Raw genomic sequence first — 24575 nt, forward strand, 5'->3', positions numbered from 1 at the left:
ATTCGGCGCCGCGAGCTGCCGCGCCGTAAAAATTTAACCGTGTTTCTTCTTCGCGAAAATGACGCGCGCCAGAATGTTCAGCAACAGTACGCAAAGGGTGATGATCAGCACCCCGGCCCAGGCCAGCTGCTGCCATTCCGCGAATGGGCTCATCGCAAATTTAAAGATCGTCACCGGCAGGTTGGCGATCGGCTGCATCATGTCCGTGCTCCAGAACTGATTGGAGAGGGCGGTAAACAGCAGCGGTGCGGTTTCACCGGCGATACGGGCGATAGCCAGCAGGATACCGGTCATGATCCCCGAGACGGACGCTTTCAGGGTGATAGCCGAAATCATCTTCCATTTAGGCGTACCCAGCGCGTAAGCCGCTTCACGCAGGCTGTCCGGCACCAGTTTCAGCATGTTTTCAGTGGTACGAATAACGATAGGCACCTGCAACAGCGCCAGCGCAATCACACCCGCCCAGCCGGAGAAGTGTTCCATTTGCGCCACCACGATGGTGTAAACAAACAGACCCACGACAATCGACGGGGCAGAAAGCAGAATGTCGTTAATGAAGCGGATGACTTCAGCGATCCAGGACTTGCGGCCATATTCCGCCAGATAGATACCCGCCATGATGCCCAACGGCGTACCGAAAACGGTCGCCCACAGGATCAACAGGCCGCTGCCCGCCAGAGCGTTTGCCAGACCACCACCCGCCGTGTTCGGCGGCGGCGTCATCTCGGTGAACAGCGCCAGGGACATTCCATCAATACCCCGGGTGATGGTGGACATCAGGATCCAGATCAGCCAGAACAGGCCGAACGCCATCGTTGCCATGGAAAGCGTCAACGCAATGCGGTTTTTAATCCGGCGCTTTGACTGCATTTTGCGACGGGATTCCGCAAGCTGAGCGGTGTTTTGCATGTCGAGAGTCGCCATTAGCGTGCCCCCTCGTTTTTAGCCAGACGCATAATCATCAGCTTGGAGATAGCCAGCACAATAAAGGTGATAACAAACAGGATCAGACCCAGTTCCATCAGCGCCGCGACGTGCAGCCCGGATTCCGCTTCGGCAAATTCGTTCGCCAGCGCAGAGGTAATACTGTTCCCCGGCATATAGAGCGAGGCGCTGTCGAGCTGGTAGGTGTTGCCGATGATAAAGGTGACCGCCATGGTTTCACCCAGCGCGCGGCCTAAGCCCAGCATAATGCCGCCAATCACCCCATTTTTGGTGAACGGAAGGACGATGCGCCAGATAACTTCCCAGGTGGTGCAGCCGATGCCGTAGGCCGACTCTTTCATCATCACCGGGGTTTGTTCGAAGACATCGCGCATGACCGCCGCAATGTACGGAATAATCATGATGGCGAGGATCACACCTGCCGCCAGAATACCGATACCGAATGCCGGGCCGGAGAACAGCGCTCCCACAAACGGAATGGCAGAGAGAACGTTACCGACCGGCTCCTGGAAGTACGTCGCAAACAGCGGCGCGAAGATAAACAGGCCCCACATGCCGTAAACGATACTTGGGATGGCCGCCAGCAGTTCAATGGCGATACCCAGCGGACGTCGCAGCCAGCCTGGCGCCAGTTCCGTCAGGAACAGGGCAATACCAAAGCTCACCGGAACCGCAATCAGCAGGGCGATAAAAGAGGTCACCAGCGTGCCGTAAATCGGCACCAGCGCACCGTAAATATCGTTCGGCGCATCCCACTCTTTGGTCCACAGGAAGGCGAAACCAAATTTTTGAATGCTCGGCCAGGAGGAGAAAATCAGGGACACGATAATGCCGCCCAGCAGCAATAGCACAATCAGCGCAGCCAGTTTCACCAGCGCGCTGAAAATCATGTCACCTTTTTTACCCGGAGGGTTAAATGCAGGCTTGGTTGCAGCCATAAATTACTCTTCTTTATGAGACGTCTTACGAATATGCCCGGTGGCGCTGACGCTTACCGGGCCTACAGGATGAACCGTAGGGCGGGATCGCTGCGCGCCACCCGCCATCTTCGTTAAATATATCCTGTTAGTACAGCGCTTTACCGCTGCTGTCTTTCACGTTGGTTTTCCATGCAGCACGGATCTGCTCAACCACGCTGTCTGGCAGGCTGGCGTAATCCAGATCGTTAGCCTGTTTGCCGCCATTTTTGTATGCCCAGTCGAAGAACTTCAGCACTTCAGCACCCTGCTCAGGCTTCTTCTGCTCTTTGTGGACCAGAATGAAGGTGGTAGACGTGATAGGCCATGCATCGTCGCCTTTCTGGTTGGTCAGGTCCTGCGCGAAGGATTTGCTCCAGTCAGCGCCTTTCGCGGCGTTGGCGAAGTTCTCTTCGGTCGGGCTAACCGGTTTGCCGTCGGCAGAAACCAGTTTGGTGTAAGCCAGGTTGTTCTGCTTAGCGTAAGCGTATTCTACGTAACCGATGGAGCCTGGCAGACGCTGTACGAAGGCTGCGATACCGTCGTTGCCTTTACCGCCCAGACCGGTTGGCCAGTTAACGGTAGAGCCGGAACCGACTTTAGATTTCCACTCTTCGTTCACTTTCGCCAGGTAGCTGGTGAACACGAAAGAGGTACCAGAGCCGTCAGCACGACGAACCACCGCGATATTCTGCGAAGGCAGCTTAACGCCCGGGTTCAGCTTAGTGATGGCTTCGTCATCCCATTTTTTGATTTTGCCCAGGTAGATGTCACCCAGGGTTTTGCCGTCCAGCACCAGCTCGCCTGATTTCAGGCCAGGGATGTTAACAGCCAGCACAACGCCGCCGATCACGGTCGGGAACTGGAACAGGCCTTCCTGATTCAGTTTCTCATCAGACAGCGGAGCGTCGGATGCGCCGAAATCAACGGTATTCGCGGTAATTTGTTTTACGCCACCGGAGGAGCCGATACCCTGATAGTTGACCTTGTTACCGGTCTCTTTCTGGTAGGTATCCGCCCATTTGGCATACACCGGCGCAGGGAAGGTTGCACCAGCGCCAGTCAGGCTTGCTGCTGCAAAGGCAGAGAAAGCGCTCATCGATAAGGTCGCGGCGACAACAGTTGCGACAGTGGTACGCATAACTTTCATAATGTCTCCTGCAAGGATTTCGTAAATCATTGTTTAAGTGGCTACGATGAGCAAAATAGGACAAACAGGTGACAGATAAATGTACGAAATATGACAGTTTTATGACAAAGAAAGTTTCACTTAAAGAAAACCAAAAAGATCTTTAATTCTCATCCACTTAAATGGGAACGTGACGGCAGGATTTCAGTAATATTTTCTTTATGTGACACTGAAAAAATAGCTGAAAATGACAGGTTGTCATAAAAAAAACTCCACCCGAAGGTGGAGTCTGAAGGAGTTATTCTACGGTAACAGACTTCGCCAGATTTCGCGGCTGATCAACGTCGGTGCCTTTGATCAGCGCGACGTGATAAGCCAGCAGTTGCAGCGGAACGGTATAGAAGATCGGCGCAATCACCTCTTCCACATGCGGCATCTCGATGATGTGCATGTTGTCGCTGCTGGCGAAACCGGCATCTTTATCCGCAAAGACGTACAGAACACCACCACGGGCGCGCACTTCTTCGATGTTAGATTTCAGTTTTTCCAGCAGTTCGTTGTTCGGTGCCACCACGATAACCGGCATATCCGCGTCGATCAGCGCCAGCGGGCCATGTTTCAGTTCACCTGCCGCGTAAGCTTCAGCGTGAATGTAAGAGATCTCTTTCAGCTTCAGTGCGCCTTCCAGCGCAATCGGATACTGATCGCCACGCCCCAGGAACAGGGAGTGATGTTTGTCAGAGAAATCTTCCGCCAGCGCCTCAATGCGTTTGTCCTGAGACAGCATTTGCTCGATACGGCTCGGCAGCGCCTGAAGGCCATGCACAATGTCGTGTTCAACGGAGGCATCCAGACCTTTCAGACGCGCCAGTTTCGCCACCAGCATCAGCAGAACGGTTAACTGAGTGGTAAACGCCTTGGTGGAAGCCACGCCAATTTCAGTACCGGCTTTGGTCATCAGCGCCAGATCGGATTCACGTACCAGCGAAGAGCCCGGCACGTTACAGATGGCCAGCGAGCCCAGGTAACCCAACTCTTTAGACAGACGCAGCGCCGCCAGGGTATCAGCCGTTTCGCCAGACTGAGAAAGGGTGATCATCAGGCTGTTACGACGCACCGCAGATTTGCGGTAGCGGAACTCAGACGCGATTTCCACATCACACGGCACGCCCGCCAGGGATTCAAACCAGTAGCGCGAGACCATACCGGAGTTATAAGAGGTACCGCAGGCCACGATCTGAATGTGCTCGACTTTGCCCAGCAGTTCGTTGGCATTGGCGCCCAGCTCACTCAGATCCACTTCGCCGTGGCTGATGCGCCCGGCCAGGGTGTTTTTAATGGCGTTTGGCTGTTCGTAGATCTCTTTCTGCATGTAGTGACGGTAAGCACCTTTGTCGCCCGCGTCGTATTGCAGGTTTGATTCGATCTCCTGACGCTTAACCTGCTCGCCTTTCGTGTCGAATACGGTCACGCTGCGACGTGTCACCTCGGCAATGTCTCCCTCTTCCAGGAAGATAAAGCGACGGGTAACCGGCAACAGCGCCAGCTGGTCGGAAGCGATAAAGTTTTCACCCATGCCCAGACCAATCACCATCGGACTACCGGAACGCGCGGCCAGCAGCGTGGACGGGTCGCGGGAATCCATGATCACCGTACCGTAAGCACCACGCAGCTGAGGGATAGCGCGCAGCACCGCATCACGCAGTGTACCGCCCTTTGCCAGCTCCCAGTGCACCAGGTGAGCAATCACTTCGGTGTCGGTTTCAGAGACGAAGGTATAGCCGCGCGCTTTCAGTTCTTCACGCAGCGGTTCGTGGTTTTCGATAATGCCGTTATGCACCACCACAATGTGTTCAGACACATGCGGGTGTGCGTTGCCTTCAGATGGCTCACCGTGGGTCGCCCAGCGGGTATGTGCAATACCGGTGCCACCGTGCAGCGGATGTTCTTCCGCAGCCTGGGCCAGCATCTGCACTTTACCGAGACGACGCAGACGGGTCATATGACCTTCTGCATCGACCACAGCCAGACCGGCTGAGTCGTAACCACGGTATTCCAGACGACGTAAACCTTCGAGAAGGATTTCAGCAATATCACGCTGCGCAACTGCGCCAACAATTCCACACATAGTTAGATTTCCTGATTATGGCGTTATGCCATGCGTTGTCGCTGACCTGTATTTGCCCTTTCCGGGCGCCCCGAGCCTTGTAGAGAGTGGGGTTATTTTTATGGGTACTGCTTGTGGGGGGAGATATATATTTATCTCCTCTCCCGGGTTTGCCTGATGTCGGCTACGCCTTATCAGGCCTACTCAATCGTAGGGCGGGTTAGCATAGCGCCACCCGCCTTGTTGTTACTTCTTCTTCACCGGGCGTTTCCAGCCCTGCTTGCTGACCTGCGGCACACGGCTTAACACCAGCTCGTTCTCGGCCACATCGCGCGTAACGGTTGTCCCGGCGGCAATGGTCACGCCTTTGCCCACGGTGACGGGCGCCACCAGCTGGGTATCGGAGCCTACAAACACATCATCACCGATGATGGTTTTAAACTTATTGGCACCGTCATAGTTACAGGTGATGGTTCCAGCACCGATGTTTACGTTGTCGCCAATTTCCGCATCGCCCAGATAGGTCAGATGACCGGCTTTCGAGCCCTTACCCAGACGCGCTTTTTTCATTTCCACAAAGTTACCTACGTGAGCGCCTTCCAGCAGCTCAGCGCCCGGGCGCAGACGCGCAAACGGGCCGATGGTACATGCCGCCTCAAGATGGGCATCTTCCACCACGCTGTACGGGCTGATTTCGCAGTCGTCACCGATCACGCTGTTTTTAATCACGCAGCCAGTGCCGATTTTGACGCGGTTGCCCAACGTGACGTTACCTTCCAGGATAACGTTAGTATCTATTTCAACGTCGCGCCCGTGGGTCAGCGTGCCACGCAGATCGAAACGCGCCGGATCGCGCAGCATAACGCCCGCGAGCAACAGCTTTTCTGCCTGCTCGGACTGGTAAATACGCTCCAGGCGAGAAAGCTGGAGACGGTTGTTTACCCCGTCCGTTTCGCTGATGCGAGCCGGGTGAACGGCGGCAATCTCACGCCCTTCCTGGTACGCCATCGCAATGATGTCGGTGATGTAGTATTCACCCTGCGCGTTGTTATTGTTGAGTCTGGACAGCCAGCGCTTCATATCCGCACCGTTCGCAATCAGGATGCCGGTGTTGATCTCCTGAATCTGGCGCTGTTCGTCAGTGGCATCTTTATGCTCAACAATCCCGGTTACCTTGCCGTTTTCACGCGTAATGCGGCCATAGCCGGTTGGATCGTCCAGCACGACGGTCAACAAACCGATGCCGCCCTGCGGTTTGGCTTCACGCAGGCGAGTGAGGGTTTCAACGGAGATCAGCGGGACGTCGCCGTAGAGCATCAGGATATCTTCATCATCAGCGAAGAAGGGTGCAGCCTGCTGCATCGCATGGCCTGTACCCAACTGTTCTGCCTGTAGCACCCAGTTGAGATTGTCATCACGCAGCGTTTTTTTCAGCAGATCGCCGCCATGTCCATAAACCAGATGCACCTGGCTGGCGCCTAATTCATTCGCTGCATCAATAACATGCTGAACCATTGGCTTTCCTGCCAGCGTGTGGAGCACCTTAGGCAGATCGGAATACATGCGGGTACCTTTGCCTGCGGCAAGGATCACCACGCTCATCGCACTGTTTAACATACGCATCCTGACGGTAGTTTGTGTGAGAAGTAAAAACGTTTGATGCTTAAAATTCTACATCTTTTTCATCATGAATTAAGGCCGAAAAAAAAAGCCAGCCTGGGATCCAGACTGGCTTTTGTGCTTTTCAAGCCGGTGTTACATCGCTTTTTTGGTCAACTCGATAACGCGCAGTTTCGCGATCGCTTTGGCCAACTCCGCAGACGCCTGAGCGTAATCCACGTCACCATGAGAGCTGTTAATGTGCTCTTCAGCCTTACGCTTCGATTCCAGGGCTCGCGCTTCGTCGAGATCCTGGCCACGTATAGCGGTATCGGCCAGAACGGTCACACTGCCTGGCTGCACTTCAAGAATGCCGCCGGACAGATAGATAAACTCTTCATGACCGAACTGTTTAACGATGCGGATCATACCAGGCTTAATGGCGGTGAGCAGCGGTGCGTGACCCGGGAAAATACCCAGTTCACCTTCACTACCCGTTACCTGGATTTTCTCGACCAGACCAGAGAACATTTGTTGCTCTGCGCTGACGACGTCCAGGTGGTAAGTCATTGCCATATCACCCTCCGATTAAGGCGTTAAAGTTTTTTGGCTTTTTCCACGGCTTCTTCGATGGAACCAACCATGTAGAACGCCTGCTCTGGCAGGTGATCGTATTCGCCTTCCATGATGCCTTTAAAGCCACGGATGGTGTCTTTCAGGGAAACGTATTTACCAGGTGCACCGGTGAATACTTCCGCAACGAAGAACGGCTGGGACAGGAAGCGCTGGATCTTACGCGCACGTGCTACCACCAGTTTGTCTTCTTCAGACAGTTCATCCATACCCAGGATGGCGATGATGTCTTTCAGTTCCTGATAACGTTGCAGCAGGGACTGTACGCCACGCGCGGTGTCGTAGTGCTCCTGGCCAACAACCAGTGGATCCAGCTGACGGCTGGTGGAGTCCAGCGGGTCAACGGCCGGGTAGATACCCAGAGACGCGATCTGACGGCTCAGTACCACGGTTGCATCTAAGTGAGCAAAGGTGGTGGCTGGGGATGGGTCAGTCAAGTCATCCGCAGGTACGTATACCGCCTGAACGGAGGTGATAGAACCGGTTTTGGTAGAGGTGATACGTTCCTGAAGAACACCCATCTCTTCCGCAAGCGTAGGCTGATAACCTACCGCTGAAGGCATACGACCCAGCAGTGCAGATACTTCAGTACCGGCCAGGGTGTAACGGTAGATGTTATCAACGAACAGCAGAACGTCACGACCTTCGTCACGGAACTTCTCAGCCATGGTCAGGCCGGTCAGCGCAACGCGCAGACGGTTTCCTGGTGGCTCGTTCATCTGGCCGTAAACCAGGGATACTTTATCCAGAACGTTGGAGTCGGTCATTTCGTGGTAGAAGTCGTTACCCTCACGAGTACGTTCACCCACGCCCGCAAACACGGAGTAACCGGAGTGCTCGATCGCGATGTTACGGATCAGCTCCATCATGTTTACGGTTTTACCTACACCCGCACCACCGAACAGACCGACTTTACCGCCCTTCGCGAACGGACACATCAGGTCGATAACTTTGATGCCGGTTTCCAGCAGTTCCTGAGAGCTGGACAGCTCTTCGTAGGAAGGTGCCGCGCGGTGGATAGCCCAACGCTCTTCTTCACCGATGTCGCCTTTCATGTCGATTGGCTGACCCAATACGTTCATGATACGACCCAGTGTTGCTTTACCTACCGGGACTTCGATCGGGTGCTCAAGGTCTTTTACTTCCAGACCACGACGCAGACCGTCGGAAGAACCCATGGCGATGGTACGCACGATACCGCCGCCGAGCTGCTGCTGAACTTCCAGCACCAGGCTCTCGTTACCATTCTGTACCTCAAGCGCGTCGTACACGCGTGGTACGGCGTCCTGAGGGAACTCGACGTCCACCACGGCGCCGATTACCTGGACAATCTTTCCAGTAGCCATCTTGAATCCTCTACGTAATTCGTAAACCTGGTTAAACCGCGGCGGCCCCCGAGACGATCTCGGTGAGTTCCTGAGTAATGCTGGCCTGACGAGCTTTGTTGTAAACCAACTGCAGCTCTTTAATCAGGCTGCCGCCATTATCGGTCGCGGCTTTCATCGCCACCATTCGTGCGGCCTGCTCGCTGGCCAGGTTTTCTACAACGCCCTGATAAACCTGAGATTCAACGTAACGACGCAGCAGGGTATCCAGCAGCGGTTTCGGATCGGGTTCATACAGGTAATCCCAGGCTTTCTGTTTCAGCTCGTCATCTTCTGATGCCGGTAACGGCAGCATCTGAGTGAGCGTAGGCACCTGAGACATGGTGTTAATAAATTTGTTGCTGACAACGTACAGTCTGTCCAGACGGCCTTCATCGTAGGCCTGCAACATCACTTTAACCGGGCCGATCAGTTCGGACAGGGACGGGTTATCACCCATACCGGTCACCTGAGCGACAATGTTGCCGCCAACGGAGTTAAAGAAAGAGACGCCTTTAGAGCCAATCAGTGCCAGATCGCACTGAACGCCTTTATCGGACCAGCCTTTCATATCCGCCAGCAGTTTTTTGAACAGGTTAATGTTCAAGCCGCCACACAGACCACGGTCAGTCGACACCACCAGGTAGCCCACGCGCTTAACGTCGCGTTCTTCCAGGTAAGGGTGCTTATATTCCAGATTACCGTTCGCAAGGTGACCAATCACTTTGCGCATGGTCTCTGCATAAGGACGGCTGGCCGCCATGCGATCCTGCGATTTACGCATTTTGGAAGCGGCGACCATCTCCATCGCTTTAGTGATCTTTTGCGTGTTCTGGACGCTTGCGATCTTACTACGTATCTCTTTTGCGCCGGCCATGAGCTTCTCCTCAATGCCAGACGGCTTGTCCTGAGACAAGCCGCCGGACGATTACCAGGATTGGGTTGCTTTGAAGGAATCGAGGATAGCTTTCAGCTTGCCTTCGATTTCGTCGTTATAGCCACCGGTCTGGTTGATCTCTTGCATCAGCGGAGCGTGATCACGGTCGACGTAAGCCAGCAGAGCGGCTTCGAAGCTACCGATTTTCGCCAGTTCCACATCTTCGAGGTAACCGCGTTCAGCCGCGAACAGTACCAGGCCCTGCTGAGCAACAGACATTGGCGCGTACTGTTTCTGCTTCAGCAGCTCGGTCACTTTCTGACCGTGGCTCAGCTGTTTACGGGTTGCTTCGTCCAGATCGGATGCGAACTGAGAGAACGCAGCCAGTTCACGATACTGTGCCAGCGCGGTACGGATACCACCGGACAGTTTCTTGATGATCTTGGTCTGAGCAGCACCACCCACACGGGATACGGAGATACCCGGGTTAACCGCCGGACGAATACCGGAGTTAAACAGGTTGGTTTCCAGGAAGATCTGACCATCGGTAATGGAGATTACGTTGGTCGGAACGAACGCAGAAACGTCACCCGCCTGGGTTTCAATGATCGGCAGAGCGGTCAGAGAACCTGTTTTACCCTTCACTTCACCTTTGGTGAAGTTCTCGACGTATTCCGCGTTAACGCGGGAAGCACGCTCCAGCAGACGAGAGTGGAGGTAAAATACGTCGCCCGGGAATGCTTCACGTCCTGGTGGACGACGGAGCAGCAGGGAAACCTGACGATAAGCAACGGCCTGTTTAGACAGGTCATCGTATACGATCAGCGCATCTTCACCGCGGTCACGGAAGTATTCGCCCATTGCGCAACCGGCGTATGGCGCCAGGTATTGCAGTGCAGCAGATTCAGACGCGGTTGCTACCACAACGATGGTGTTAGACAGCGCGCCGTGCTCTTCCAGTTTACGAACCACGTTGGAAATGGTGGACGCTTTCTGGCCGATAGCCACGTACACACATTTGATGCCGGAGTCACGCTGGTTGATGATGGCGTCGATAGCCATCGCGGTTTTACCGGTCTGACGGTCACCGATGATCAGTTCACGCTGACCACGACCGATTGGGATCATGGCGTCAACGGACTTATAACCCGTCTGCACTGGCTGATCAACGGACTGACGGTCGATAACGCCTGGTGCGATAACTTCGATTGGGGAGAAGCCATCGTGCTCAACCGGACCTTTACCGTCGATTGACGCACCCAGGGTGTTAACAACGCGCCCCAGCAGGCCACGGCCAACCGGTACTTCCAGAATACGGCCAGTACACTTAACCTTCATGCCTTCGGCAAGGTCAGCGTATGGACCCATCACAACGGCACCTACGGAGTCGCGCTCCAGGTTCAGTGCGATAGCGTAACGGTTACCCGGCAGGGAAATCATCTCACCCTGCATACAATCGGCCAGGCCGTGGATGCGGATAACACCGTCACTTACAGAAACAATAGTACCTTCGTTGTGAGCTTCACTCACAACATTGAACTGAGCAATGCGCTGCTTGATCAGTTCGCTGATTTCGGTGGAATTCAGTTGCATGCTCCAGTCCCCTTAAGACTGCAAGACGTCTGCAAGGCGCTCAAGACGGCCGCGTACGCTGCCATCAATGACCATATCACCCGAGCGGATGATTACGCCTGCCATTACAGACTTATCGATTTTGCAATTCAGCTTAACTTTGCGTGACAGACGTTTTTCCATCGCGGCGGTGATTTTCGCAAGCTGTTCGTTACTCAGTTCAGTCGCAGAAGTTACTTCAACTTCAGCGGTAGCTTCACTAAGGGCACGTAAGTGCTCAAACTGCTCGAGAACATCCGGGAGCACACGGAGACGACCATTTTCCGCCATCACCTTAATCAGGTTCTGGCCGTTGGCATCCAGTTGCTCTCCGCACACGGCGATAAACGACGCGGCGAGAGTTTCAGGCGCTAACGCACCAGAAAGCAACTCGGCCATTTGTTCGTTTTTCGTCACCTCAGCGGCAAACGCCAGCATATTCTGCCAGCGATCGACATTTTGGTGTTCGACAGCAAAGTCAAAAGCTGCTTTGGCGTAGGGGCGAGCTACCGTAACAAATTCAGACATCAGCCCCTCCCTCCTTACAGTTCAGCGACAAGTTTGTCCACGATGTCGCTGTTAGCAGCTTCATCCACGGAACGTTCGATGATCTTCTCGGCGCCAGCAACAGCCAGAATCGCAACCTGCTTACGCAGTTCTTCACGAGCACGTTTACGCTCAGCTTCAATTTCAGCCTGAGCCTGTGTCACGATCTTAGTACGTTCCTGTTCTGCTTCAGCTTTGGCTTCGTCCAGGATCTGAGAACGGCGTTTGTTAGCCTGTTCAATGATTACCTGAGCTTCAGCTTTCGCTTTTTTCAGCTGGTCTGTCGCGTTGGCCTGTGCAAGGTCCAAATCTTTCTTAGCGCGTTCTGCGGAAGCCAGACCGTCAGCAATTTCTTTCTGACGTTTTTCGATGGCAGCCATTAAAGGCGGCCATACATACTTCATGCAGAACCAGACAAAGAGAATAAACGCGATGGCCTGGCCGAGGATTGTTGCGTTCATGTTCACAGCACAATACCTCTTAAATTTCTGTGGCTTGGGGTTTTAAAACAACTACTACGCGACAGCAAACATCACGTACAGACCCAGACCTACAGCGATCATTGGGATTGCATCCACCAGACCCATAACGATAAAGAACTGAGTACGCAGCAGAGGAATCAGATCAGGTTGACGCGCTGCGCCTTCCAGGAATTTGCCCCCGAGGATGCCGATACCGATCGCAGCACCGATAGCCGCCAGACCCATCATCACAGCGGCAGCCATGTACAGCAGATCCATATTCAGGTTTTCCATGACAGTCTCCAGTTTGTTTCAATTAAAACGTAGTAGTGTTGGTAAAAAATCAGTGCTCTTCAGACGCCATCGACAGATAGACGATCGTCAGAACCATGAAGATAAAGGCTTGCAGCGTAATGATCAGGATGTGGAAAATGGCCCATGGCACATTCAGAATCCACTGTGACCACCACGGCAGAAGACCCGCGATCAGAATGAAAATCAGCTCACCCGCATACATGTTGCCGAACAGTCGCAGACCCAGTGAAACAGGTTTGGACAGCAGGCTAACGCCTTCCAGGATCAGGTTGACCGGAATAAACGCCCAGTGGTTGAACGGCTGCAAGGTAAGCTCTTTCACAAAGCCGCTTACGCCTTTCATTTTGATGCTGTAGAACAGAATGAGGATAAATACGCCCAGCGCCATCGACAGGGTGATGTTCACGTCGGCAGACGGAACCACGCGCAGTGCAGGCAGGCCGAGTACGTGCTCACCGATCCAAGGTAAGAAATCGATAGGCAGGAGGTCCATCAGGTTCATCAGGAAGACCCAAACGAACACGGTCAGGGCCAGCGGAGCAATCAGTTTGCTCTTACCATGGTACATGTCTTTCACGCTGCCATGGACGAAGCCGATGATCATCTCGATGAACGTCTGGAATTTCCCTGGAACACCGCTGGTCGCCTTTTTAGCAACGCTGCGGAACATGGCCAGGAACAGAAGACCCAAAACCACCGAGAAGAACATGGAGTCGATGTTGATCGTCCAGAAGGTGGCCGGGGGGTTATGTGGATCCACCAGCGAGAATGTACGCAGGTCCAGCTGAAGGTTATTCAGATGGTGACCTATGTAATCCTGCGGCGTCATATTTTCTGAAGCCATGATGCCTTTTACCCTTTGTTATTGATTACAGCTGGAGCCAGAACTTGTACCACCAGCACCAAAACCCACGTTGCTATCAGCGGCATGAATACCACTTTCAAAACCGCCAGCGCCATCACCAGTAGAGCAAAGGTCAGCAACACCTTACACACTTCGCCGAGAGCGAAGGACCAGGCCACGCGGCCTTTGGCGGGTGTATGCGCCTGATGACGCCAGGCAAAAATCATAAACAACACGTTTGGCAGAACCACCGCCAAACCTCCGCACGCGGCGGAGATGCCCCAGAAGGGGTCTTTGAGGCTAAACAGCAGTCCACTTGCTATCACAGCCAGAAACTGAATGAACAGAAGCTTACGAGCAACGTTTCTACTCAAGAGCGACACAGACATCACGTTTTTACTCCTGCTCCCTTCGAGGTATGCCGCGTGTCGTATAAAACGTCCTTTAAGGCTCAGAGTCAAGCATCAAAAAGCGGTCAAATTATACGGTGCGTACCCGTGATTTCAAACATTAAGTAGCGAAAAGGTGAATAAATGTTTAAATATTTTTCCCCAGTCCTATTTTTCAACTTTTGACCTAAGTGCCGACCTTCAGGCAAAACTGCAAACAGCGCGGAAACGTTGGTGATAAAGCGTGCACGAGATCACAAAATACACATTTGCGATAAAGTGGTATTTATCAAAGACGTAAAACGATTTATTTCATCTGTATGAAATTAAAGCAAAAAAATCGCAACTATTTTTAAAACAGAGCCGTATACAACAAAAACCTTTTATTGACATTCTTAATAAATATTTAACATTCCATTCTTGTTGCCTTTACCCACTTTTAGCAGGCTGATATTTTCATGGTTGATTATCCTCAGAGTGAACAACTCACTTCAGGTTAACCATAAGAAAACCCATGGTAACAACAAGGTTAAATTAACAACGGCCAAAACAGACGGGATGTGCTGCTTTTTAACACGATCAGAACAGCACAAATTCCACATTTTTTATTAATTTTTAAAAAGTGTTTGGCTTAATTATCACCAGATGACGCTCACCTTCGAGCTGAGGGATCTGAAGTTTCTCAATGGATTCGACAGCAAAACCGTCCGGAAGCAGCTCGATTTCGTCCCCCGGAAGTTGCCCTTTCAGCGCATAAAAACGCCCCTTCTCCGCCGGCAGGTGTTTGCACCAGCTCACCATGTCATTGAGTGACGCAAATGCGCGGCTGATAACGCCGTCAAACGGTGGCTCAGCCGGGAACTCCTCTACCCTGCTCTGCACGGGCATGATGTTTTCCAGCTTCAGCTCATGCTGGACCTGGCGTAAAAAGCGTACGCGCTTACCCAGGCTGTCCAGCAGCGTGAATTGACTCTCCGGTCGAACAATAGACAACGGAACGCCCGGCAAGCCCGGGCCGGTGCCCACGTCGATAAAACGTTCCCCGTTCAGATATGGCGCCACGACGATGCTATCGAGAATATGACGAATCAGCATCTCGTTGGGATCGCGTACGGAGGTGAGGTTGTACGCTTTATTCCATTTGTTCAGCATATCGACATAGGCCACCAGCTGATTTTTCTGGTGATCGGTGAGCGAAATACCTGCCTGTTCCAGCAGACGAGAGAGTTTATTGAGCACGGTGGATACCTGTTGAGAAACTTAAGTGGCGGGTGGCGCTTCGCTAACCCGCCCTACGGGTTCAGTAGGCCCGGTAAGCGCAGCGCCACCGGGCAATTTTCAGAGCATTACGCGCTGCGGCGCAGCATACCCTGCTTTTTCAGCCACACCAGCAGAATCGAAATCGCGGCAGGTGTGACGCCGGAGATACGTGAGGCCTGGCCAATCGACACAGGTTTGTGATCGTTTAGCTTAGTGATCACTTCGTTGGAAAGGCCCGTCACCTGACGATAGTCCAGCATTTCCGGCAGCAGCGTGTTTTCGTTGCGCTGCTGTTTTTCGATCTCATCCTGCTGACGCGCGATGTAGCCTTCGTATTTCACCTGGATCTCGACCTGTTCAGCCGCTTCCGCGTCTTCAAGGCCCGGCGCGAACGCGGTCAGTTTGACCAGATTCTCGTAAGTGACTTCAGGACGACGCAGCAGATCTTCCCCGCTGGCTTCGCGCGACAGCGGTGCTGTTAAGTGAGCGTTTACTTCGGCAGCGGTTTCCGCCTGCGGATTCACCCAGGTGGTTTTCAGGCGCTGACGTTCCTGTTCGATACGCTCCAGCTTCTCGTTGAAGCGCGCCCAGCGTTCGTCATCCACCAGACCCAATTCACGGCCCACCTCAGTCAGACGCAGATCGGCATTGTCTTCGCGCAGCATCAGGCGATATTCCGCACGAGAAGTAAACATGCGGTACGGTTCTTTGGTCCCCAGCGTGCAGAGATCGTCGACCAGAACGCCCAGGTAAGCCTGAGAACGCGCCGGTGCCCAGCCCTCTTTCTCGGCAGAGAAGCGAGCGGCGTTCAGACCGGCCAGCAGACCTTGCGCTGCGGCTTCTTCGTAGCCGGTAGTACCGTTAATCTGGCCCGCGAAGAACAGACCCTGGATGAATTTGCTTTCCAGGGTTGGCTTCAGGTCACGCGGATCGAAGAAATCGTACTCAATAGCGTAGCCAGGGCGAACGATTCTTGCGTTCTCCATGCCCTGCATTGAGCGAACAATTTGCATCTGTACATCGAACGGCAGGCTGGTGGAGATGCCGTTCGGGTAAATTTCATTTGAGGTCAGCCCTTCCGGCTCCAGGAAGATCTGGTGCTGGTTACGATCGGCAAAGCGCATCACCTTGTCTTCGATCGACGGGCAGTAGCGCGGGCCGATCCCTTCGATCACGCCAGCATACATTGGGCTGCGATCGAGGTTATTGCGGATCACGTCATGGGTTTTCTCGTTGGTATGCGTGATGTAGCACGGTACCTGCTGCGGATGCTGAGCCGCATTGCCCATGAACGAGAACACCGGCATCGGATTATCACCGTGCTGTTGCGCCAGCACGCTGAAATCAATGGTGCGCGCGTCAATACGCGGCGGTGTACCGGTTTTCAGGCGGCTGACGCGCAGCGGCAGTTCACGCAGACGACGTGAAAGTGGGATAGACGGCGGATCGCCAGCACGGCCACCGCTGTAGTTATCCAGGCCGATATGAATTTTTCCGTCCAGGAATGTCCCGACCGTCAGCACAACCGCTTTTGCGCGGAACTTGAGCCCCATCTGGGTTACGGCACCCACGACGCGATCGTTCTCGACGATAAGATCTTCAACTGCCTGCTGGAAGATCATCAGGTTCGGCTGGTTCTCCAGCGCGGTGCGCACAGCCTGACGGTAAAGCACGCGGTCTGCCTGTGCGCGGGTCGCACGAACAGCAGGCCCTTTACTCGCGTTTAGTATCCTAAACTGGATGCCTGCATGATCGATCGCTTTCGCCATCAGGCCGCCAAGTGCATCCACTTCTTTTACCAGGTGTCCTTTCCCAATGCCGCCAATCGCCGGATTACAGGACATTTGTCCCAGCGTGTCGATATTGTGTGTCAAAAGCAGGGTCTGCTGACCCATTCGCGCTGCGGCCATTGCGGCCTCAGTGCCTGCGTGACCCCCGCCAATGATGATGACGTCAAAAGGATCCTGATAAAACATGGTGGTCTGCCTCGCGTAAAGCGGTATGAAAATGGATTGAAGCCCGGGCCGTGGATTCTACTCAACTTTAGTCTTTCGAGAAAGCATTGGGATCCTGGGCTATTAAAAAGAAGATCTTTTTATTTAGAGATCTGTTCTATTGTGATCTCTTATTAGGATCGCAGACCTCTGTGGATAAGTCCGATCCCATAAATAAGATCATGCAGTTAGGAAGGATCGTTTGCTGTGAATGATCGGTGATCCTGGACCGTATAAGCTGGGATCAGATCGCCACTTTATACACAGGTCAAAAACTAAACCAACGTTGTTCTTTGGATAACTACGGCTTAATACGAGCTTTTAACCAGAGTTATCCACATCTGATCGCACGATCTTTAATCGTTTTTGAGTAAATTTTTCCACTCCGCGAGCCAGATCTCGGCTGGATCTTCGGGAATGTCATGATCGAGGATGTTGATCTTCAGCGTTTCACCCAGCTGTTTTGCTCCGCAGGCGGTCACCGCAGCTTCTACTTTCTCTATGGCGCCACAGAAAGTGTCATATTCACGGCTGCCGATCCCCACAGCGCCAAACCGGACGTTTGACAGATCGGGCTGTTGTTCAAGCAGTTCGTCATATAAAGGTTGCAGGTTATCCGGCAGATCGCCCGCGCCGTGCGTGGAGGTGATCAGCAGCCAGACCCCGTCAGTCGGGAGATCTTCCAGCAGCGGTCCGTGCAGCGTTTGTGTAGAAAAGCCCGCATCTTCCAGCTTCTCAGCCAGATGTTCCGCTACATATTCCGCACCGCCAAGGGTGCTGCCGCTGATAAGAGTAATGTCCGCCATTGATCGCTCGCTCAGATAAAGAGGCGGCCATTGTACGCTGTGAACGAGCTGGGATCTACCTGTGGAAAATGTGGGAATGAAATTGCCCGATCACAGGCGGATAGTACGCATGATCGGGTTTTGCAGGGAGATCAGGGTTTCAGTGGACTGAATTTCATCGATTGTTTGGATCTTGTTGATAAGTACCTGCTGGAGGGCGTCAATGGATCGGCACATCACCTTTATAAAGATACTGTAGTGCCCGGTGGTGTAGTACGCCTCGGTGACTTCATCCAGCGCGTTCAGTTTCTCCAGCGCGGAGGGGTAATCTTTGGCGCTTTTCAGAATAATGCCAATGAAGCAGCAGACGTCGTAGCCAAGTTGCTTCGGGCTGACATCAATGCGTGCGCCGGTGATGATCCCGGCCTGCTTCATTTTCTCGACGCGAACGTGAATGGTCCCCGGGCTGACGCCAAATTGTTTCGCCAGTTCGGCATACGCGGTGCGTGCGTTGGCCATTAGCGCTTCCAGAATGCCGCGGTCCAGATTGTCGATCTGATAATTTTCCATAGGTTTTTCTTATGAAGATTAATGATTCCCTCTATTCTAGCGTCTTATTTTAACGAATCAAAAGTGAAGGCGGCTTTTTGTTGATGGGTTATTGAATTAAGCGCCTGTTCTGTTGCTTAATCAGTATCAACAGGACGCAGGAGTATAAATAATGAAAACCGCTTACATCGCAAAACAACGCCAGATCAGTTTCGTAAAATCCCATTTTTCCCGCCAGCTGGAAGAGAAGCTTGGCCTTATTGAAGTTCAGGCGCCGATTCTGAGCCGCGTGGGTGACGGGACGCAGGATAACTTGTCTGGTTGCGAAAAAGCGGTACAGGTAAAAGTGAAAACACTGCCAGACGCCCAGTTCGAAGTGGTTCATTCCCTGGCGAAGTGGAAGCGTCAAACCCTGGGACAACACGACTTCAGCGCGGGCGAAGGGCTTTACACGCACATGAAAGCCCTTCGCCCCGATGAAGACCGCCTTTCCCCGATTCACTCTGTCTACGTTGACCAGTGGGACTGGGAGCGCGTGATGGGAGATGGCGAGCGTCACGTCGGTACGCTGAAATCCACTGTTGAGGCGATCTACGCCGGGATCAAAGCAACCGAAGCGGCCGTGAGCAAAGAGTTTGGTCTGGCACCGTTCCTGCCGGAAACGATCCACTTTGTTCACAGTCAGGAATTGCTGAGCCGTTTCCCGGATCTGGATGCCAAAGGCCGTGAACGCGCGATCGCCAAAGAGCTGGGCGCGGTATTCCTTATCGGCATTGGCGGGAAATTGTCTGATGGTAAACGTCACGACGTCCGTGCGCCGGATTACGATGACTGGAGCACCGTGGGCGAAAGCGAATATGCCGGTCTGAACGGCGATATTCTGGTCTGGAACCCGGTTCTGGAAGATGCGTTTGAACTCTCTTCGATGGGGATCCGCGTGGATGCTGAAGCACTGAAGCGTCAGCTGGCCGTGACCGGTGATGAAGATCGTCTGCAACTGGAGTGGCACCAGGCACTGCTGCGCGGTGAAATGCCGCAGACCATCGGCGGTGGGATTGGCCAGTCTCGTCTGACCATGCTGCTGCTGCAACTCTCTCACATTGGTCAGGTACAGTGTGGGGTCTGGCCGCAGCAGGTACGTGAGAGCGTCGGTTCTCTTCTTTAATTAACGTCGCCAGCGTCTGAGCAGGCGGCTACGCAACCCGGTATCAAAGCGCCAGATGTGATCGAAGATGCGCATGATGCCGGGTTTTCCATGTGCAGACATCGCCACGGCATGGAAACGGTGCTGGTGCACGCGCTGCATCTCCTTCACTTTATTCACGACGTCGTCCGGCAGCCGCTGGGCGATAAAATCGGAAATCACCACCGCATCCGCGTCGTACCAGTCTCCGCCCTGCATGCGCTCAATGATGCTGCGAAAACAGCTGGCCAGATCGGTGCCGCCGCGAAAGCGCTGGCTTAAAAAGCGGATCGCCTGCTCCAGCCCCTGTGGGCTGGTCAGTTCATACCCAACAACTTCGCTGGAAAAGAGCATGATGTAGCAGCGACGACGATCGGCAAGCGCCACGCGCATCAGAGCCAGGCAGAACGCTTTTGCACACTGTTCATTAAAGCCCCCCATCGATCCAGACGTATCGACGCAAACAATGAATGGGCCGCGCGGTTGCTCATCAAAATCCTGGTGTACCACCGGACGCTGGCTGATCTTCTCGCGCCAGGCTTCGCCATGCAGTCGATAGGTAATGAGCTGTTTTTCCACCAGCCGACGATAAAACTCATACTCCAGTTCGGTCATGCCCAGCGTGCTGAGTTCCGTAGGCAGCAGGCGCAGGATGTCATCGCTTTGCTGTAGCCCGTCCACCTGCTCCGGTACGGTGGAGGGTTCGCGTACCAGCGTACGGAAGGTCTCCATCGGCGCATCTTTCTTTGGGACCGACCGGGCCTCCCGGGAGCGGCCGAGCTGTTCTGCGAGCTTCATCAGCTCCGGCTGTTGTGCCAGAAAGTCGCCGTACTTCACGATCAGCTGATAATCGCCCCGCTTTAACTGGCCGGCACTCATATCCCAGAGTCGACCGGCGGCGTTTTCATTCTCCACCAGCACCTGTTCTAACTGGCCGCTCAGGGTCATTCGCTCCTGGACTTCACTGAGCAACTGTTCGCGCTCTTCGTCCAGCAACTGCTGATTAAGGGCCGTGGCCTGGACCACAAGGCTCAGACGCCAGCGCTGTAAAAACAGCGTATGCAGGGCGGGAGTAAAGCTGGGGTTGTCAGTGACCAGCGCTCTGGCCTGGCTGGCAAACGGGGAGTGAACGTTATCAAGCAGCGTCAGGGTTTGCTGTAGCTGGGCAATAAACTGCGGTGTTGAAAGCCGCTGGCACTGCTGGTAACCAGCCACTTCCTCTGTCAGTTCCGGCGGGACTTCCGTCTCCTTAAACCGCTGTCGCAGGTTATCGCGCCAGCGGGGCAGATCGTCCGTCATTGCTTTTCGGAGCTTCGGGAATTTTTCAAAGAAGGCCGCCAGCTGCGGTGAAGCGAGCAGGGTAATGACGACCTCTTCGATCAACCCTTCCTCGCTAACCGCCAGCATGACGTTAAGCGTGTCCAGCGTTAGCATTGACGCGCCTGTTTGATCTGCGCGCTGACATCCTGCAAGCTGGCTTCAATGCGACCTAACCAGTCGCTATGGATAAAGAGGCATTTCTGCTGCTCGCTGAAGCGCGTGTGCTGCTGATGCCATTCGTTATCCAGCGCGTCGAGCTGCTGTTTGATCTCCTCCGGAACAGTATCGGAGGCCGTGCCCGGCAGCGCCAGGCGCGATCCCTGAAGGCTGACGTCACGGATCACTAGGTGCTGGCTGCTGTCGACTTCCATCGACAGCGGCTGTGCAAAGCCGATACCGTTGAGTTTACCGCGGATCTCACCGCCTTTATCCAGCCACTGAACCAGCGCAACGCGTTCGATCGTCACGTGCACAACCTGCATATCATGAAGCTTCAGCGGTTGCTGAAGAAGAAGCGTGAGCGAGGCGTCAGTCAGCCCGGCGGGCAGTTCATAGTGCGGTTTACGGGCAAACATCCCGCCAAGACGGTTCACCTTCAGCGCGGTTTTGTCACTTTGCTGCTGCTGGAGCTGAAGGCGACGTTGGGCAATCGCGCCCAGTTGATTAAGCATCGACTGTTGACCCCACGCGTGTCCGGTCATCAAAACGTCCAGCTGCTGCTGCATCAGATTCATCCCTTCTGCGTCGTGCCACAGGCAGTCTTTCAGCAGGATCAGATCGATTGGGGCGACAGCATCGCGGCCGCTAAACAGCGCGCTTGCCTGGAGCAGGCGAATGGCTTTTTTCCAGCGACGATCGGAGACGTACGGCGCGGAGGGCAGCAAATCAAGCTGCTGGCGCAGCATGAAGATCAGCTCAAAAACGGGATCGGGCAGTTTTATCTTGCCGATCTCCTCCTGCCACTGGTGGTATTCCTCGTCCGTGACCTGCAATGACGCTGCCACCGGGTTTTCGTTTTCATCCTGCTGGCTTACCAGCATGGAACGGAAGTTTGATTTATCCTGGACTTTATCCAGCCACAGACGGATCAGCATACGGTCATACAGCGCTTCCAGGCTGCTGTCGGCTTCGGGCAATTCGTTAGACGCGGCCACCAGCAGGCGCATGGGGATCTTCTCTTCGCTGGCGCCGTTGCGGAAGCGGCGTTCGTTAATTGCCGTCAACAGGGTATTCAGTATGGCCGGGCCGGCTTTCCAGATCTCATCAAGAAAGACGATTTCCGCTTCCGGAAGATAGCCCGCCGTCAGACGTTCATAGCGTCCCTCATCTTTTAACGCCTGAATGGAGAGTGGGCCGAAAACTTCTTCCGGCGTGGAGAAGCGCGTCATCAAATACTCGAATGCGCGCGCGTTCTGGAAAGCGAATTTGAGGCGGCGTGCGATCAGACTTTTGGCAATGCCCGGCGGGCCCAGCAGAAATACGCTTTCCCCACTCAGCGCCGCCAGTAAACAGAGGCGAATGGCGTGGCTACGCTCGTAAAGGCCTTTCTCCAGCGCACTGCTGAGGCGGGAAATTCTTTCTGCTAATAAATGTGAGTGAGCCATAATAGTTTTGCATCCTTTCGCCGTCGTGGCGGCTAATTGAAGCGAGTATAGACGTTTCGGTCTGGCCTGGTAATAGGCTGAAGTGCGGCGCTATTTTCTTTGCGCTACATTAATGCGGCTGCATTTAGGGGTACGATTTTGCATTGAATCGTGCATACTGTGCGCTTTTTGTGGGCCAAGGGACTAAGCACACATTTGTTATTCAAACGAAAAGACTAGTCTATGAGCACTGATAATAAGCAATCATTACCCGCAGTAACGCTTGCGGCGATCGGGGTTGTCTACGGTGATATCGGCACCAGCCCGCTTTATACGCTTCGTGAATGTCTGTCCGGTCAGTTTGGTTTTGGTGTAGAGCGTGACGCCGTATTTGGTTTCCTCTCGCTCATCTTCTGGCTGCTGATCCTGGTGGTCTCCCTTAAGTATCTCTCTTTCGTAATGCGGGCTGATAACGCGGGCGAGGGCGGTATTCTGACCCTGATGTCCCTTGCCGGGCGCAATACGTCTGCAAGAATGACCTCCGTGCTGGTCATCATCGGCCTGATTGGCGGCAGCTTCTTCTATGGAGAAGTCGTGATTACGCCGGCGATTTCTGTAATGTCGGCCATAGAGGGGCTGGAGATTGTCGCGCCACAGCTTGATACGTGGGTGGTGCCACTCGCTATTATCGTGCTGACGTTGCTGTTTGCCATACAAAAACACGGTACCGGGCTGGTGGGTAAGCTGTTCGCGCCTATTATGCTGGCCTGGTTCCTGATCCTGGCGGCGCTGGGCTTACGCAGTATTATCGCCAACCCGGATGTCCTGCACGCGCTGAACCCAATGTGGGCGGTGCATTTCTTCCTTGAATATAAAGTGGTGTCGTTTGTGGCGCTGGGCGCGGTGGTGCTGTCCATTACCGGTGTTGAAGCGCTGTATGCGGATATGGGCCACTTCGGGAAACTCCCTATTCGCGTCGCCTGGTTTAGCGTGGTCTTGCCTTCACTGGTGCTGAATTACTTCGGTCAGGGCGCGCTGCTGCTTGCACACCCTGAAGCGATTAAAAACCCGTTCTTCCTGCTGGCGCCGGACTGGGCGCTGGTTCCGATGCTGATCCTGGCGACGCTGGCGACGGTCATTGCCTCTCAGGCTGTCATTTCCGGCGTATTCTCCCTGACGCGTCAGGCCGTGCGTCTGGGATATCTCTCCCCAATGCGCATTATCCATACCTCGGAGATGGAGTCTGGCCAGATCTACATTCCCTTCGTCAACTGGCTGCTCTATTTCGCGGTGGTGATTGTTATCGTCAGCTTTGAGCACTCCAGTAATCTGGCGGCGGCGTACGGTATCGCGGTAACCGGAACGATGGTGTTGACCTCTATTCTCTCCACTACCGTGGCGTACCGTAACTGGCACTGGAATAAGTTCCTCGTGGGGCTGATCCTGGTTGGCTTCCTCTGCATCGACGTGCCGCTGTTCTCTGCGAACCTCGACAAGATTGTCTCCGGCGGCTGGCTGCCGCTGACGCTGGGTCTGGTGATGTTTATTGTGATGACGACGTGGAAGAGCGAACGTTTCCGCCTGCTGCGTCGTATGCACGAGCACGGTAACTCTCTTGAGGCGATGATCGCCTCGCTGGAGAAGTCCCCACCGGTGCGCGTGCCGGGCACGGCGGTGTATATGTCTCGCGCGCTGAACGTGATCCCGTTTGCGCTGATGCATAACCTCAAGCACAACAAAGTGCTGCACGAACGCGTGATCCTGCTGACGCTGCGTACCGAAGATGCGCCGTACGTTCACAACGTGCGTCGCGTACAGATTGAGCAGCTATCGCCAACCTTCTGGCGCGTGGTGGCAAGCTACGGCTGGCGCGAAACGCCGAACGTGGAAGAGGTGTTCCACCGCTGCGGTCTGGAAGGCCTGAGCTGCCGCATGATGGAGACGTCATTCTTTATGTCCCACGAGTCGCTGATCATCGGCAAGCGCCCATGGTATCTGCGCCTGCGCGGCAAGCTGTATCTCATTCTGCAACGTAACGCCCTGCGTGCGCCTGACCAGTTTGAGATCCCGCCTAATCGCGTGATTGAGCTGGGGACGCAGGTCGAGATTTAAGTCCTTCTAAAAA

General features: G+C 54.1%; 22 protein-coding genes. 2 read left to right on the forward strand and 20 right to left on the reverse strand.

Annotated features, from left to right (window positions below):
• Nucleotides 1–33 precede the first annotated feature (33 nt).
• From pstA to asnC, 18 genes are all read right to left on the reverse strand, one after another.
• A complete protein-coding gene (gene pstA, locus SK54_RS01980; protein WP_003861156.1) occupies nt 34–924 on the reverse strand; it encodes a phosphate ABC transporter permease PstA in 891 nt (296 codons plus the stop codon).
• Nucleotides 924–1883: a phosphate ABC transporter permease PstC gene (pstC, locus tag SK54_RS01985; protein WP_015570141.1), complete on the reverse strand. Its 960-nt coding sequence runs from the start codon at nt 1881–1883 to the stop codon at nt 924–926. The genes pstA and pstC overlap by 1 nt, the downstream gene beginning before the upstream one ends.
• A 127-nt stretch (nt 1884–2010) precedes the next feature.
• On the reverse strand, nt 2011–3051 hold the full coding sequence (pstS, locus tag SK54_RS01990) for a phosphate ABC transporter substrate-binding protein PstS (protein WP_017383706.1): 1041 nt from the start codon (nt 3049–3051) through the stop codon (nt 2011–2013).
• Between the two features lie 277 nt (nt 3052–3328).
• The gene (glmS, locus tag SK54_RS01995) at nt 3329–5158 is read right to left on the reverse strand and encodes a glutamine--fructose-6-phosphate transaminase (isomerizing) (RefSeq protein WP_048246636.1); all 1830 of its coding nucleotides are present in this window, start codon (nt 5156–5158) and stop codon (nt 3329–3331) included.
• A gap of 225 nt (nt 5159–5383) precedes the next feature.
• Nucleotides 5384–6754, reverse strand: coding sequence for a bifunctional UDP-N-acetylglucosamine diphosphorylase/glucosamine-1-phosphate N-acetyltransferase GlmU (glmU, locus tag SK54_RS02000; protein ID WP_045349583.1), 1371 nt, complete (start codon nt 6752–6754; stop codon nt 5384–5386).
• A gap of 138 nt (nt 6755–6892) precedes the next feature.
• Nucleotides 6893–7312, reverse strand: coding sequence for a F0F1 ATP synthase subunit epsilon (locus SK54_RS02005; RefSeq protein ID WP_003862360.1), 420 nt, complete (start codon nt 7310–7312; stop codon nt 6893–6895).
• Nucleotides 7313–7332: 20 nt separating this feature from the next.
• The gene (gene atpD, locus SK54_RS02010; protein WP_015570150.1) at nt 7333–8715 is read right to left on the reverse strand and encodes a F0F1 ATP synthase subunit beta; all 1383 of its coding nucleotides are present in this window, start codon (nt 8713–8715) and stop codon (nt 7333–7335) included.
• 31 nt (nt 8716–8746) lie between these two features.
• Nucleotides 8747–9610: a F0F1 ATP synthase subunit gamma gene (gene atpG / locus SK54_RS02015; protein WP_003862364.1), complete on the reverse strand. Its 864-nt coding sequence runs from the start codon at nt 9608–9610 to the stop codon at nt 8747–8749.
• A 51-nt stretch (nt 9611–9661) separates the two neighbouring features.
• A complete protein-coding gene (gene atpA, locus SK54_RS02020) occupies nt 9662–11203 on the reverse strand; it encodes a F0F1 ATP synthase subunit alpha (protein WP_048246639.1) in 1542 nt (513 codons plus the stop codon).
• A gap of 12 nt (nt 11204–11215) precedes the next feature.
• Entirely contained in the window at nt 11216–11749 is a 534-nt protein-coding gene (gene atpH, locus SK54_RS02025; protein WP_015570151.1) for a F0F1 ATP synthase subunit delta, read from the reverse strand.
• Nucleotides 11750–11763: 14 nt separating this feature from the next.
• Nucleotides 11764–12234 (reverse strand): F0F1 ATP synthase subunit B, encoded by a 471-nt coding sequence (gene atpF / locus SK54_RS02030; RefSeq protein WP_003862370.1) that lies wholly within the window; start codon nt 12232–12234, stop codon nt 11764–11766.
• Between the two features lie 48 nt (nt 12235–12282).
• A complete protein-coding gene (atpE, locus tag SK54_RS02035) occupies nt 12283–12522 on the reverse strand; it encodes a F0F1 ATP synthase subunit C (protein ID WP_000429386.1) in 240 nt (79 codons plus the stop codon).
• Nucleotides 12523–12571: 49 nt separating this feature from the next.
• On the reverse strand, nt 12572–13387 hold the full coding sequence (atpB, locus tag SK54_RS02040) for a F0F1 ATP synthase subunit A (RefSeq protein ID WP_003862373.1): 816 nt from the start codon (nt 13385–13387) through the stop codon (nt 12572–12574).
• 8 nt (nt 13388–13395) lie between these two features.
• Nucleotides 13396–13776, reverse strand: a complete 381-nt coding sequence (atpI, locus tag SK54_RS02045; RefSeq protein WP_003862375.1) for a F0F1 ATP synthase subunit I — start codon at nt 13774–13776, stop codon at nt 13396–13398.
• A gap of 615 nt (nt 13777–14391) precedes the next feature.
• On the reverse strand, nt 14392–15015 hold the full coding sequence (rsmG, locus tag SK54_RS02050) for a 16S rRNA (guanine(527)-N(7))-methyltransferase RsmG (protein WP_048246642.1): 624 nt from the start codon (nt 15013–15015) through the stop codon (nt 14392–14394).
• A 107-nt stretch (nt 15016–15122) separates the two neighbouring features.
• On the reverse strand, nt 15123–17012 hold the full coding sequence (gene mnmG / locus SK54_RS02055) for a tRNA uridine-5-carboxymethylaminomethyl(34) synthesis enzyme MnmG (protein WP_048246644.1): 1890 nt from the start codon (nt 17010–17012) through the stop codon (nt 15123–15125).
• 374 nt (nt 17013–17386) lie between these two features.
• Complete coding sequence (mioC, locus tag SK54_RS02060; protein WP_003862381.1) at nt 17387–17836, reverse strand: FMN-binding protein MioC; 450 nt, start codon at nt 17834–17836, stop codon at nt 17387–17389.
• Nucleotides 17837–17926: 90 nt separating this feature from the next.
• On the reverse strand, nt 17927–18385 hold the full coding sequence (gene asnC / locus SK54_RS02065; RefSeq protein WP_048246646.1) for a transcriptional regulator AsnC: 459 nt from the start codon (nt 18383–18385) through the stop codon (nt 17927–17929).
• Between the two features lie 151 nt (nt 18386–18536).
• Between asnC and asnA the strand changes: the two genes are divergently transcribed.
• Nucleotides 18537–19529, forward strand: a complete 993-nt coding sequence (gene asnA, locus SK54_RS02070) for an aspartate--ammonia ligase (protein ID WP_003862385.1) — start codon at nt 18537–18539, stop codon at nt 19527–19529.
• Here the strand turns inward: asnA and viaA are convergent, their stop codons facing one another.
• Nucleotides 19530–20981: an ATPase RavA stimulator ViaA gene (gene viaA / locus SK54_RS02075; RefSeq protein WP_015570153.1), complete on the reverse strand. Its 1452-nt coding sequence runs from the start codon at nt 20979–20981 to the stop codon at nt 19530–19532.
• Nucleotides 20975–22471 (reverse strand): ATPase RavA, encoded by a 1497-nt coding sequence (gene ravA / locus SK54_RS02080; RefSeq protein ID WP_003862389.1) that lies wholly within the window; start codon nt 22469–22471, stop codon nt 20975–20977. The genes viaA and ravA overlap by 7 nt, the downstream gene beginning before the upstream one ends.
• Before the next feature lie 222 nt (nt 22472–22693).
• Here ravA and kup point away from each other — a divergent pair, with 222 nt between their 5' ends.
• Entirely contained in the window at nt 22694–24562 is a 1869-nt protein-coding gene (gene kup, locus SK54_RS02085) for a low affinity potassium transporter Kup (protein WP_006808744.1), read from the forward strand.
• Nucleotides 24563–24575: the final 13 nt, after the last annotated feature.

Source organism: Enterobacter sp. MGH120 (assembly GCF_001037725.1).
GTDB classification, from domain to species: domain Bacteria; phylum Pseudomonadota; class Gammaproteobacteria; order Enterobacterales; family Enterobacteriaceae; genus Enterobacter; species Enterobacter hormaechei_C.